We start from the raw sequence: 12,999 nt of genomic DNA on the forward strand, positions 1-12,999 counted from the left end.
GTTATTTGCCTTTTTTAATGGGCTATAGTTTCTGAAAAATATTAGGGCGTGTTGAACATTCGACCATGGCACTGACAGCGACTATTTTTTAGGCGATTCGATGTTAAAAATAATAAGTTTAGTCACTCTAAGCGCTTATTTTTAACGATGAAGCGGCAAAAAAGAGTCCTGTCCCCTGCTTTTATCGTTGGGTCTGATGCTAAAATTGCCCCATACTGCGTTACAAATCTCGCTAAGGCATCTGCATTATCGTCGCTTTGTGCCTTGTCTGGAACAATTTTAGCGATCAGCAGTGCCTATTTGCGAATGTTCAACACGCCCTAGAGTCGGTTCAAGATAATTTAGATACAAGGAAGGCGGGGGAAAGTACTACACATAGTAGACTGAGCGAGCCTGACACAGTAGCTGATTTATATAGGATTGGCTATATCCGAGTATCCTGTAAACTTGTTATCATATCGTCATCTTGAATGACAAAAAAGACCCCGACTATGACTGACGCTACCTTATCAAATAATTCTAAAAACCTATCTGCTCAAGTGCAAAGTGCAACATCTAATATAGCCAGTTCGGCCAATGACGGCACAAATAATAATGCAGAAATTGTCTCGCAAATGCGCATGCTTATCGAGTCTATCAAACGGCACAACTACGCCTACTATGTGCTTGATAATCCAATCTTAGAAGACAGTGAATACGATCAATTGCGCCGCTCGCTGCTTGAAATCGAAGAAGAATATCCAGATTTGGTTCAGCCAGATAGCCCAATCAATCAAGTCGGTGATATGCCGCTCTCCGCTTTTACTCAAGTCACGCATGATATTCCAATGTTGTCCTTGGGTAATGTTTTTGAATATGATGATTTGCGTGACTTTATGCGCCGTGTCAATGATCGTCTGAGCGACTCGCAGCAAAACCCTGAATACGAGATGGAGCTAAAGCTTGATGGTCTGGCCGTTTCATTAAAATATGAGCATGGCAAATTTGTCCAAGCGGTCACGCGCGGTGATGGGCAGACGGGTGAGGACATTACCCAAAATGCCAAAACCATTCGCAATTTACCATTATGGATCGCCGATGCGGCTGATATTGAGTTGTTAGAAGTGCGCGGTGAAGTGCTGATGCCAAAAGCCGGTTTCGAGCGCCTCAATCGTTTGGCGGAAGAAAAAGGCGAAAAAACCTTCGCCAATCCACGTAATGCTGCCGCTGGTAGCTTACGTCAGCTAGATCCCGCCATAGCCGCCAGTCGTCCACTGGCATTTTATGGCTATTCGGTCAATCAAGGATTGCCTGAAAATATCGACACTCAATCAGGGGCGCTGGCATGGCTCACTGAGCTTGGCTTCACCGTCAGCGCTGTAGAAGTGGTCGCCAATCCACGCGCTGCCCAGACTTATTATGAGTCAGTGATAGAAAGTCGTGCCGATTTGCCATTTGAGATTGATGGCATGGTCATCAAGGTCAACAGCCTCGCTCTACAGCAGCAGCTCGGGTTTTTATCGCGTGAGCCGCGCTGGGCGACGGCCTATAAATTCCCTGCCGAGACCGTCATGACGCGTCTCAACGATATCGAATGGCAAGTCGGGCGTACCGGACAGATTACCCCTGTGGGCAAGCTGGAGCCTGTCAAAGTCGGCGGTGTCACTGTCAGCAATGTCACCTTGCATAACTTTGGTGAGATCCAGCGCCTTGACGTGCGCGCAGGCGATATGGTCAGCGTGCACCGCGCAGGCGATGTGATACCCAAAGTCACCCGCGTTTGGCACGAGCAGCGCCCAGCGGGTTCTGAACCTGTGACCCTACCTTCTACTTGCCCTGTCTGCGACTCTCCTGTTGTCCTGCCAGAAGATGAGGCATTGGCACGCTGCACAGGCGGACTGTATTGCCCCGCGCAGCAGCAAGAGGCGCTGATTCACTTTGTCTCACGTCGTGCTATGGATATTGATGGGCTTGGTGAGCGCTGGCTGATTAGCTTCTTTGAGCATGGCCTTATCAAAACGGTTGCTGATATCTATCAGTTGCACAATCATGCGGATGAGATGGTCACCTTTGAAAAACTGGGTGAAAAATCGGTCCAGAATATCATTAATGCTATCGAAGCCAGCAAGCACACGACATTGGCGCGCTTTATCTATGCGCTGGGTATTCGCGGTGTGGGTGAAGGCACAGCACAGAACTTTGCGCAGCAATTTGGTGATTTAGATAGTCTGATGGCCGCCAGTATTGAGACCTTGATAAAAACGCCCGATGTTGGCGAAATCACCGCTGAGCTGACCTATGAGTTCTTCCGCGCGCCGCACAATATCGAAGTCATCACCGCATTACGCGCGGCTGGCGTGCATTGGGATAAAGTCGAGCAGGTCGCCTCAGAAGGGCTACCACTCGATGGGCAAACATGGGTCATCACGGGTGCGCTCGATAGCATGGCGCGTGATGAAGCCAAAGCCAAACTGCAAGCACTAGGCGCAAAAGTCTCAGGCAGCATCTCGGCAAAAACCACTGCGCTACTGGCAGGTGATAAGGCAGGCTCTAAGCTAACCAAAGCAGAGAAACTAGGCATTAAGATAGTGGGTGAGGAAGAGTTTTTGGCGTTGGTTGAGGGCTGAGGTTAGCGGTAGGGTGCGCCCAGCGCACCATTTAAAAATTTGATTTAGGAATTAAAAGTATTATTCAATAAATAGCTGAACGTTGAATCATTTTCATAGATAAGTGTTTTTCAATATATTGTTTCCTATTTATGCGTTGGTGCGAAAGGCGTACCCTACGACTTAAATTACTAACACCTTTATCAAAATTTCGGAAGGCCATGACATACTACACTTATACTCAATTAATGCGTCACATAGCTGTCATCGCCTGCATAAGTGTGGGCGTCGAATATTTAACCGGAAGTATTAGCTTATCGTTTTTACTACTACTTATCTTAGTCATGAGTTATTTGAAATGGTTAGGTATATTTAAGTCAGTCAACTCTCAAAAAATAGACATCAGTGCTAGCATGCAACACTTAAAAAGTGCTAATACTCAGGCTGAATCGAGATTACCAAGTTTCGAATTTGTAGCGAAAAAGTACAACTCTGGACTTTTATTGACGATAGCTATCTTTGCATCGATGATATGGTTGAGCACAAAACTAATTATCGCATGGCTAATGCCCTTGTTCACAAATCAACCATTTGCTCCTTCTGACATTATATGGACAGTGATACCGATTGGCATAGCAATACTCAGCTATCTAGTAGGCAAAGATGAAGAAAAAAACAAAATACCATTAGTATCAATATCTACTCTTAGGTTTTTACCAGAAAAACTACAAATTATTAAATCCAATCAAACGTTAGATATACCATGGCAGTCGATTGAAGATATTCATGAAAAACGGACACTTTCACATGCTCTATTGAAGATAGTAGTGAACGAAGAGAGTAGTGGAATTAAATCAAACTATGGAGAGTATTCATTTGATATTTATGATGTTTGCTATAGTGCAGCAGATATTGAACAGCTTGCTATTATTTACTGGGCAAAAGCCATAGGTAAAGAGATCAAAACAGTCGAGTAGGGTGCACTCCGCGTACCATTTAAGAACTTTATTTAGGAATTAAAAGTATTATTCAATAAATCGCTGAACGTTAAATCATTTGCATAGATAAAGGTTTTTAATCTATTGTTTCCTATTTATGCTTTGGTGCGCGAGGCGCACCCTACAAATTACTAATTTTCCACACCCATAATCTCATATACTTAAAAACCTACTCCACCAATTCCTCATGCGGATTAACTTTAGACTCACCTTTCTTACCATCAGGCTTGATCTCAATGGGTAATACCAGTCCTTTGGCAAAGTCAGTATTCAACTATAGTCTGAACACCAGCCTACCTCCGAAAAACCCACCACTTATCATTAAACCTAACAAAGTTAACAAGACTGATTCAGATCGCGCTTACCGATGCTTATAAGATAATAGTCACAGTCATAAAAGAACTATGATCAAGCAGCGAATAAGCAAAACGTAAGGAGCGCGTTATGGCAGACAATACTAATAATAAATCTAATACCGACACTATAGATAGTAGCCAAAGTCCGCAAGTACAGCATCTCATCGACACTCTACAAGGCGAGCATATCGGCAAAGAAGGCGGGCAGTCTGCCGTCATCTTTCGGATGGTGATGCCAGACCACCTATGTCCGTTTGGCCTCAAATCAATCGATGCGCTCAAGCACGCAGGCTACGATATCATCGATCGCCATATCACGACCCAAGATGAGAATACATTGGTCAAAGACACGCTTGGGGTCAAGACCACGCCGCAGACCTTTATCGATGGCAAGCGCATTGGTGGTAATGATGATCTGCAAGTATTTTTGGGTAATCACGAACCCGAGACAGACGACGACACCACGTACGCGCCCATTATTGCGATATTTGCTGTTACCGCACTCATGACACTGGCATTATGCTGGGCTTTTGCTGTTAGTGTCTTTTCGATACAAGCGCTTATGTGGTTTGTCGCGCTCTCCATGTGTGTATTGGCGATTAAAAAGCTTGAGGATTTAGAAGGGTTTACCACTGGGTTTTTGGGCTATGATTTGCTCGCACGCCGCGTGGTACGCTACGCCTATGTGTATCCTTTTTTAGAAGCGTTTGCCGGTATCGCTATGCTTGCCGATCAGCCTTGGCTCAATCCGATTGCGGGTTTGGTCGCCTTTATCATCGGCTTAATCGGCGGAGTATCGGTTATTAAAGCCGTCTATATCGATAAGCGCGAGCTAAAATGCGCCTGCGTCGGCGGCGATAGCAATGTCCCACTGGGCGCGATCTCTTTAACCGAAAACGTCATGATGTTCGGTATGGGTGGTTATATGCTGATTCGCGCTTTATTATAATCAAATGGTTTGATGATGCATAATAAATACATCGAGCTACTCCGCTATTTCCCCATGCGCCTTTGCGTCACCTTTTTTGCCATCGGGTTTGATCTCGATAGGCAATACCAACCCTTTGGCAAAGTCGTCTGATAACACATAATCGTAGGTACTGGCAGCCACATCGGGCGTAGTATGAATGACCAGTGTCATCTCGTTGCCATCGGTCAGCTCATGTGAGACGTAGGTTTCGCTCAGCTGATCCAAGGCTTTGGATAGCGCTTCGTTACTTGCCATACTGATCGTGAGGTTGTGTTGAGCGGTGGCAAGATCGACATCGAAGTACTCTGCATAGTCACGGACGTTTTGACTATCGATTGCAAATGGATACTTGTAGTTGGTGGGGTCGGCAGGCTTGGTACCACTAGCGACTAATGACCAATCTATCTGATCGGCTGCGGGTGTTGACGAGTCTGATGTGGTCGCTGCTGTTTCGGCGGCTGGATCAGGGGTTTTGACGCTATCATCGCAGCCTGTTAGCGTCCACATACTCGCAGCTGCCATTACCATCATCGTTATCAGACGCGTCGCCATCGGGTTATCCTTTTTACTATTGATCATCATTAATTGGTGCTAAGTCTATTTTGACAGGTTTCGGTGTGCTTCTCTAGCAAAACAAACCAGCACTGATGATATTCATAATCATCAGAGAGAAGATGTGTATAAAGAACACGCATAAAAAACAGCCGCTCAAGGGCGACTGTTGTTTTATTTTTGATAGAGTGCTGCTTATCTTTGAATAATTAGAGTTGGCAGTTTACTTTATATTCTTGGCCGCTTGCCCATTTGATGGCAAAGATACCTTTGTCACCTTTCATGTGCCACGCATAGACCGCTTTTGGATTTGAGTCGTTGACATAGCTTGCGACGTCGCCTTTTACATCACCGTTTAAGACGAGCTTTTGCTCTGTCCATTTTACTTTAGGTAAGGTGGCATTGAGCATGACTTGTTTTTTGTTAATAGACTGCTTTGCCATGATGGTGCTGCCATCGGTACAGGTATATGGGGCTGCTGCCATGCGGTCATAAGCGGCAGTGACTTTTTCTGGCGCAGGGGTATCAGTCGTCTCTGGCGTGGTAGAGACAGTCGTGGCACAAGCGCTCAGTAAGGCAAGCGCAGGTAGGGCAGTTGCAATTTTAGTGATGGTATTCATCATTCTCTCCAAAGTATTACTGGTGTCATTTACTTGTTCTTAATAATGCGTTTAGCATATGAGGCTTATAGTAGCGAAAACCAAATATTGCCGTGTTAGAAATTGTTCATTACCTATTAGCTTCGTTACCCAATCACTGACAAATGTAACTTAGCATCGCCAACCTATTGAAGGCTAAACGATCGTCATTTGACTATTTATTTACTAATGAGTGAGACAAAAAAAGCCCCGATCAACTGAGCGCTGATAGGGGCTTTTTTTATGAGTTTAATACGGCCTACGTTTAGTTCATGTTTCTATACTATTCATATTATTAAAACTACTTCTTATCAAGCTATTTGGTTTTGCGCGGTGGCAGACCCGTATGCTGAGTTTGGAAGTTGCCTTTGCTGACTTTTTTCTTGGTATTTTTGCCGACCCTATTTTTGCTTGTGCCAGCACGGTTTGCAGCGTTGTTGTTTGACGAGTTGTTGCTACGCTTCACCGAGTCATTGCCTAGGCGACTGTTCTTTTTGCGTGCTGACTGATAGCTGTCTTGCGCCGCATCACGCCCCTCTAAGTGCGCGTTAAATGGCGGAATCAAGCAACCACGGTTTTTGCCAATCAGATCACTACGGCCCATGTCTTGTAGCGCTTTACGTAGTAGTGCCCAGTTTTTTGGATCATGATAGCGCAGGAACGCTTTGTGCAGTTTGCGCTGCTTACCAGATTTGACGATGTCCATATCACCACCCTCACGGCTGACCTTGTGTAGCGGGTCTTTGTGGGTGTGATACATGGTCGTGGCGGTTGCCATCGGGCTTGGATAAAACGCCTGTACTTGGTCAGCGCGAAAGCCATTGCGTTTGAGCCACAGCGCAAGGTTCATCATATCTTCATCGGTGGTGCCAGGGTGCGCGGCGATAAAGTAAGGGATGAGGTACTGCTCTTTGCCCGCCTCGGCACTAAAGCGCTCAAACATGGCTTTGAACTCATCATACGTGCCCATGCCAGGCTTCATCATTTTTGACAATACGTTGTCTTCTGAGTGTTCAGGCGCGATTTTTAGATAGCCGCCGACGTGGTGCGTGACCAGCTCTTTGACGTATTCAGGGTCTTTGACCGCCAAATCATAGCGCAGACCTGAAGCAATCAGGATTTTTTTCACGCCTTTGATATCACGGGCTTTGCGATACAGTTTGGTCAAATTACTGTGATCGGTCAGCAGGTTTTCGCAGACATCAGGATAGACGCAAGACGGTTTACGGCAGTTTTTCTCAATCGTCTCGTCTTTACAGCTCAGACGATACATATTGGCTGTTGGCCCACCAAGATCAGAGATCACGCCAGTATAGTTGGGTGCAGTATCACGAATCGCTTCGACTTCGCGCAAGATTGAGTCTTCTGAACGGTTTTGGATAATGCGTCCTTCGTGCTCGGTGATCGAGCAGAAGGTACAACCGCCAAAACAGCCACGCATGATATTGACCGAAAACTTAATCATGTCATAAGCAGGGATACGCGCATCGCCATAGCTTGGGTGCGGCAGGCGTGCATAGGGCAGGTCAAACACATAGTCCATCTCTTCTGTCGAGAGTGGAATCGGTGGTGGGTTCAGCCAGACATCGATAGAAGTATGCGAGTTACCTGCACCGCTGCTATGACGCTGCACCAGCGCGCGGGCGTTACCCGGATTGGTCTCTAAATGTAAGATACGGTTGGCATGCGCATAAAGCACAGGGTCAGATTTGACATGCTCATAGTCAGGCAGACGAATCACCGTTTGCTCACGTGGGGGCATTTTAATTTTGTGCTTGCGGGCAGTTTTTGGCTTATTAAACGCATTGTCAAAGCCGCGCATCTGTACCACTTGGGTATCAGTATCCACTTGGTCGGCATTAATGATTTTGTCAGTGACTGGCTCAGCGACAAAACCCTGATACTGTGATGACATAGATGACGGCATGGCTTGCCCAACAGGCGAGTCCGATGGTTTGTTCTGCTCAATTGAGCAGCTATCAACGTCTTCGGTCATGACATACGGGTTGATGATCGGATCGACACGGCCAACGGTATCGACATCGTTACTGGCGACCTCAGTCATATCGGCTTGCCAATGACGACGCGTTGGGGTCAATAAATACGCTGTACCGCGTAGCTTACTCATTTGCTCAAAGCTATAGCCTTTTGACAGACCATGTACGACATCGACGATGGCGCGCTCAGCATTACCATAGAGTAAGACATCCGCACGCGCATCGAGCAAAATACTACGGCGCACTTTGTCTGACCAATAGTCATAATGCGCGATACGGCGTAAGCTGCCCTCAATACCGCCCAAGATAATAGGCACATCAGGATAGGCTTCACGGCAGCGCTGGCTATAGACGATAGCCGCGCGGTCAGGGCGCTTATTAGCCACGTTGCCAGGAGAGTAGGCATCATCACTACGGATTTTACGATCGGCGGTATAGCGGTTGATCATACTATCCATATTGCCAGCGGTCACGCCGTACGCATAGACAGGTTTGCCAAGCTCCATAAAGGCGTCTTTGCTCTTCCAATCAGGCTGCGCGATGATACCGACGCGAAAGCCTTGTGACTCAAGCAAGCGACCGATAATCGCCATACCAAAGCTTGGGTGATCGACATAGGCATCGCCTGAGACGATGATAACATCGCAAGCATCCCAGCCCAGATCGTCCATTTCTTTGCGGCTCATCGGCAGATAAGGCGCAGGCTCGTAGCAGCTCGCCCAGTGTTTGTCATAATCATAAAGTGGCTTGGTGCCTTGTTTAAAGGCAGTGCGGGCAATGGTATCGGCAGACATGGGCGGACCTGTTAATTAGAAAATGGCACTAAAAATACACCCCTTATTCATCATTGATGATAAAGGCTGATTTAAAAGCGCTCATTTTAACATGAATCACCTTCACTATGCGACCTATTCTATGAGTGGTGATTGCCGATAAGTCATTGATAGCGCGAGATAAACTGCTTATGCAAAGTGAGCGACTAGCCCAGCCAAACAATGGCAAAAATGGTTTCAGCAGAACCGTCACATTGTCGCAAGCATGGTTGTTAAAGTGCAGTTATCAAAGTATGGGTTTGGTCAGTACTAATCATTTGTTTTCTCATGTTTGTTAGCCGTTCTGATTTTCATCCATAGCTTTTGGCATAGCTTTTGCTCCAACCCCGTTAGGGCTTATTTGTGTGCATTCATGAGTGAAAATGGTGCACCGATAAAAATTGAACGGATAGATAAGTGTTTGGAGATAAAATGAGAACATCATCTGTTGGGCTGGATGCGATAAAAGGGCTACTAAGAACATTACTGCACAAGATACTTATGCTGGGGACGCTATTGTTTGGCACGATCGCCAGTGCACAAGCGGCCGCGGCTGACACATTGACGGTGGCGCAGCTACTCGAATATCAAAATATCGCTTGGATTATCTGGGGCGGGGTTTTGGTGTTCTTTATGCAGGCAGGTTTTGCGCTACTTGAGAGCGGATCGGTACGCGCAAAGAACGCCGTCAATGTGATGATGAAAAACTATACCGATATGTGTATCGGTGGTCTGGCGTTTTATTTGGTGGGTTTTGGGCTAATGATGGGTACTAATCATTCGGGGTTTGTCGGTACCGATCATTTTATGCCAGTCAATCTATCCAATATGGACTGGGCACTGATGTTCTTTCAGATGATGTTTGCGGCGACAGCGGTGACCATCGCGAGTGGTGCCATGGCAGAGCGTGTCTCGTTTATCGGCTATGCAGTCGCCGCTTGCTTGATCTGTTTATTTATCTATCCTGTGTTTGCCAGTTGGGTCTGGGGTGGGTATTTCGGCGGGTCAGGGTGGCTAGCTGAGCTTGGTTTTATTGATTTTGCTGGTTCGACCGTGGTGCATTCTATCGGGGGTTGGTTGGCGCTGGCAGGTATTTTGGTCATTGGGCCAAGATTGGGCCGCTTTGCCCCTGATGGTACGCCAAGACTCATTGCAGGTCACAACATGACGCTATTGGCGCTTGGCGGGTTTATCTTATGGTTTGGTTGGTTTGGCTTCAATGCTGGATCGACATTATCTATCACTGGAAATATTGGCTTGATTGCCGTCAATACTTTTATCGCTGCGGTCAGTGCGGTGGTGAGCTATATGCTGATTGCTCGGACACTGAGCAAAGCCATTTTGCTCAGTGATAGTGTCAATGCCAGTTTGATTGGTTTGGTGTCTATCACGGCAGGCTGTGCCACAACAACGCCTGTTTTCGCCGTTGTCATCGGTGCCATCGCCTCTGTGGTCTATATTTTATCCACGCAAGCATTATTGAAGCTCAAAATAGACGACGTGGTATCAGCGGTGGCAGTGCATGGATTCGGCGGTGCATGGGGCACACTCGCGGCTGGATTGTTTTATACAGGGGACTTATTTAACTTATCACGGCTGGGCGTACAAGCGCTAGGCGTGGGCGTGGCGTTAGCTTGGGGACTGGGGTTGGGTCTTGTGATGTATAAGCTGATTGATCTAAGCTTTGGGTTAAAGGCCAGCCGCTTACATGAGCAGCGTGGCCTTGATTATACCGAGCATGCCGAGCTCGGCTATCCTGAGTTTCAAAAGCAGATGTTCGATGCGAAAAGCCTAACAGAGCGGCATTTATAGGAGAGAGCTGATGAATATTGATACTCAATCCGTCGACCAAACCGTGTCCGCGATGGCAGAGGTGCTGTCAGAGTATTTACATCCTGAAGAGGTGCGCCTGCTCAAGAGGCAGTGGCAACAGTACTCAACTGTCTCTGTCAAAATGATGCAGCAGTGCATCTTGGATGCGACAAGGCGCTATCCTGAACTACAAGATCACAAATCTAAAATTCGTAAAGGCTTTTGGGCTACGTTGCAAGTGGATGGTCAGCAGACAGTGGAGTCTGACAGTCACAATGGCCATAACGAGACAATCAATGCACCCGTACCTATCTCTGAGCCCGTTCTCGCATTTTATACCGTGATTGAAGCGCTGCGCAGTCAGCTAACGGCAGCAGACAGTCGCAGCTTTTTTCATAGTATGCACCAAACTGTTTCGCAAGAACGCACCTTCAAAGGGCACCACATCAATATCAATCAATTTTTGGAAGGTAATCGTCCACCTGTACCGGACAATGAGCACCTGTTAAACAATCTGATGCAGCTTGCCTATGTGTGCTTGTGCGATATTACTGGTCCTGTAGAGGCAGATGAGATACTGTTTCAAGCAGCACAAACGGCCAAGCAAAGTTATCCAAAAGCCGTCGTCGAAAAATTATTTTAACGTAGCGTTGAGCACGTAATGATAAGGTAGGATACCTACCTTATCGTTCTTATCGTTACGTGCTCTCTAGCTTCAAATCAAGCAATCAGTTGTCCAAGCGCTATTAATCGTCTAATAATTGAAGCGGGAAAGTCACCACATCAAATGCAAGGGCAAAGGGCAGCAGCACCAGTTTTTGCGCGCTATTTGGTCCATGACGGTTTGTGTTTTTTTGCTGGGTTTGAGTATAAAAACTTACCGTATAAGGCTTGGTTAGAGCGCGATAATTTGACTGAATCAAGCTTAAATTACTCACTTGCGGATATATGGCACCTTTTACGGGGACATTAAAACAAAAACGCTGGGCACCAATACGTTGATCACTGGCGGAGGTACACTCTCGGGCATTATTTTGTAAAAAGAACTGATAATCTGAGCGTCCAAACTCGTCTTTTAGTTTGGCATAAGACAGCTTCATCTCCCCTTGGAAATATCCATCGTTATTGGGGACATAAAAATTCATGTCATTGTCAACGTGGATGTCTTTTTGTGTCAGGTTGGTGAGCAAACTGGTCATCTCAGTCCCACCTTGGGTGAGTACGTAGCTGTTTTTTTCACCAACGATTACCATCGTCGCATTTGGCGTTTTTGGTAATGCTTGCGCTGGACGGCCAAAAGCGATCACTTGATCTTCTGACAATGTCTGCTTGGTCGTGATGATATGGTTATTACTTTCTAGCAATGAGCTGGTCGCACAGCCCGACATTGCAAGCACAGAAGTCAGCAAAGTCCCTGTTACCAAAGCTTTTGGGCTTATATGCTTTAGTATGTTATACCTGCTACTGGTCTTGTGAGGGCAGTCTGGTTGAGAGGTCATGCTCAGGCTTCCTTGTCTACTACGGTGAATAAAAATTGCTAATATTATCCAACTTATGTTAGTTTTTTACAAGTTTTGAATGCAGTTTTAACACCAATTATTAATAAAAAAGCTGATACCAACTCAACTAATACAGGTAGATGTATTTAGTCTAAGGTAATCTTGGTTCCACTTTTGGTAAAGTTCATCACAAACTGACTCTTAAAATTGCGTACATTGTTTTCGTAAGTCAGCAAGCTACGGGTGAACTGGTGGTAGTCGCTCATGTTTTTGGCATTGACCATCAGCATAAAATCAAAATCGCCAGATACTTCATAACAGCTCATCACCTGTGTTTGCGAATCCATCAAACGCTCAAATCGATGTTGCATTGATGTGTTGGAGCGCTCCATTTCTATCATCACCACTGCGGTCAGACCGTAACCCACTTTATTAGGATTAACGATGGCGACTTGCTTGGTAATCACGCCGCTATCTATCAACGCTTGAATACGGCGCTGAGCAGTGGCAACAGACACATGCACTCGTTCTGCGACAGTTTTAAGCGGTAATGTCGCATCATCTTGCAATAAGTTCAAAATAGCTTTATCAGTGCTGTCTAGGATATGGCTCATGATAATGTACCCTCATTAATTATGATTATTAGGTTTTCGATTATAAATATTATCACTAATAATTTAAATTTAAGAAAATAGTTATTTATATGACATTATTTTGATAAATTTATCCATAAATACATTTTTATAGAGATAATATATCAAAACACTCTAGTAAAATAGA

10 protein-coding genes are annotated in these 12,999 nt (G+C 45.8%); 5 read left to right on the forward strand and 5 right to left on the reverse strand.

What is annotated here, in order from left to right; translation table 11 throughout:
• The first annotated feature begins 539 nt into the window (after positions 1-539).
• From ligA to BLR43_RS01035, 3 genes are all read left to right on the forward strand, one after another.
• The gene (gene ligA / locus BLR43_RS01025; RefSeq protein WP_093067959.1) at positions 540-2,606 is read left to right on the forward strand and encodes an NAD-dependent DNA ligase LigA; all 2,067 of its coding nucleotides are present in this window, start codon (positions 540-542) and stop codon (positions 2,604-2,606) included.
• 200 nt (positions 2,607-2,806) lie between these two features.
• The gene (locus BLR43_RS01030; protein WP_143007400.1) at positions 2,807-3,562 is read left to right on the forward strand and encodes a hypothetical protein; all 756 of its coding nucleotides are present in this window, start codon (positions 2,807-2,809) and stop codon (positions 3,560-3,562) included.
• 465 nt (positions 3,563-4,027) lie between these two features.
• Positions 4,028-4,888: a MauE/DoxX family redox-associated membrane protein gene (locus tag BLR43_RS01035; protein ID WP_143007401.1), complete on the forward strand. Its 861-nt coding sequence runs from the start codon at positions 4,028-4,030 to the stop codon at positions 4,886-4,888.
• Positions 4,889-4,924: 36 nt separating this feature from the next.
• Here the strand turns inward: BLR43_RS01035 and BLR43_RS01040 are convergent, their stop codons facing one another.
• The 3 genes from BLR43_RS01040 to BLR43_RS01050 all read right to left on the reverse strand — a co-directional run bounded on the left by BLR43_RS01040 (position 4,925) and on the right by BLR43_RS01050 (position 8,890).
• Positions 4,925-5,491: a hypothetical protein gene (locus BLR43_RS01040; RefSeq protein ID WP_244265472.1), complete on the reverse strand. Its 567-nt coding sequence runs from the start codon at positions 5,489-5,491 to the stop codon at positions 4,925-4,927.
• Positions 5,492-5,670: 179 nt separating this feature from the next.
• Complete coding sequence (locus BLR43_RS01045; RefSeq protein WP_093067709.1) at positions 5,671-6,081, reverse strand: hypothetical protein; 411 nt, start codon at positions 6,079-6,081, stop codon at positions 5,671-5,673.
• Positions 6,082-6,415: 334 nt separating this feature from the next.
• Complete coding sequence (locus BLR43_RS01050) at positions 6,416-8,890, reverse strand: YgiQ family radical SAM protein (RefSeq protein ID WP_093067713.1); 2,475 nt, start codon at positions 8,888-8,890, stop codon at positions 6,416-6,418.
• A 519-nt stretch (positions 8,891-9,409) separates the two neighbouring features.
• On the opposite strand from BLR43_RS01050, the gene BLR43_RS01055 reads away from it, so the two are divergent.
• Both BLR43_RS01055 and BLR43_RS01060 read left to right on the forward strand, forming a co-directional pair.
• Positions 9,410-10,720: an ammonium transporter gene (locus BLR43_RS01055; protein WP_379542918.1), complete on the forward strand. Its 1,311-nt coding sequence runs from the start codon at positions 9,410-9,412 to the stop codon at positions 10,718-10,720.
• Between the two features lie 10 nt (positions 10,721-10,730).
• Positions 10,731-11,363 (forward strand): hypothetical protein, encoded by a 633-nt coding sequence (locus BLR43_RS01060; protein ID WP_093067716.1) that lies wholly within the window; start codon positions 10,731-10,733, stop codon positions 11,361-11,363.
• Positions 11,364-11,466: 103 nt separating this feature from the next.
• Here the strand turns inward: BLR43_RS01060 and BLR43_RS01065 are convergent, their stop codons facing one another.
• Entirely contained in the window at positions 11,467-12,219 is a 753-nt protein-coding gene (locus BLR43_RS01065; RefSeq protein ID WP_093067720.1) for a YidX family protein, read from the reverse strand.
• A gap of 146 nt (positions 12,220-12,365) precedes the next feature.
• Positions 12,366-12,833 carry an Lrp/AsnC family transcriptional regulator gene (locus tag BLR43_RS01070; RefSeq protein WP_093067723.1) on the reverse strand — a complete coding sequence of 156 codons (468 nt, stop codon included), beginning with the start codon at positions 12,831-12,833 and terminating at the stop codon, positions 12,366-12,368.
• Positions 12,834-12,999: the final 166 nt, after the last annotated feature.

It is taken from the genome of Psychrobacter pacificensis, from assembly GCF_900101915.1.
Taxonomy (GTDB): Bacteria; Pseudomonadota; Gammaproteobacteria; order Pseudomonadales; family Moraxellaceae; genus Psychrobacter; species Psychrobacter pacificensis.

Coding starts and splice junctions, on each gene's coding strand:
- BLR43_RS01030 (WP_143007400.1), top strand. CDS start 2,807: ATGACATACTACACTTATACTCAATTAATGCGTCACATAGCTGTCATC.
- BLR43_RS01035 (WP_143007401.1), top strand. CDS start 4,028: ATGGCAGACAATACTAATAATAAATCTAATACCGACACTATAGATAGT.
- BLR43_RS01040 (WP_244265472.1), bottom strand. CDS start 5,491: ATGATGATCAATAGTAAAAAGGATAACCCGATGGCGACGCGTCTGATA.
- BLR43_RS01045 (WP_093067709.1), bottom strand. CDS start 6,081: ATGAATACCATCACTAAAATTGCAACTGCCCTACCTGCGCTTGCCTTA.
- BLR43_RS01050 (WP_093067713.1), bottom strand. CDS start 8,890: ATGTCTGCCGATACCATTGCCCGCACTGCCTTTAAACAAGGCACCAAG.
- BLR43_RS01055 (WP_379542918.1), top strand. CDS start 9,410: ATGCTGGGGACGCTATTGTTTGGCACGATCGCCAGTGCACAAGCGGCC.
- BLR43_RS01060 (WP_093067716.1), top strand. CDS start 10,731: ATGAATATTGATACTCAATCCGTCGACCAAACCGTGTCCGCGATGGCA.
- BLR43_RS01065 (WP_093067720.1), bottom strand. CDS start 12,219: ATGACCTCTCAACCAGACTGCCCTCACAAGACCAGTAGCAGGTATAAC.
- BLR43_RS01070 (WP_093067723.1), bottom strand. CDS start 12,833: ATGAGCCATATCCTAGACAGCACTGATAAAGCTATTTTGAACTTATTG.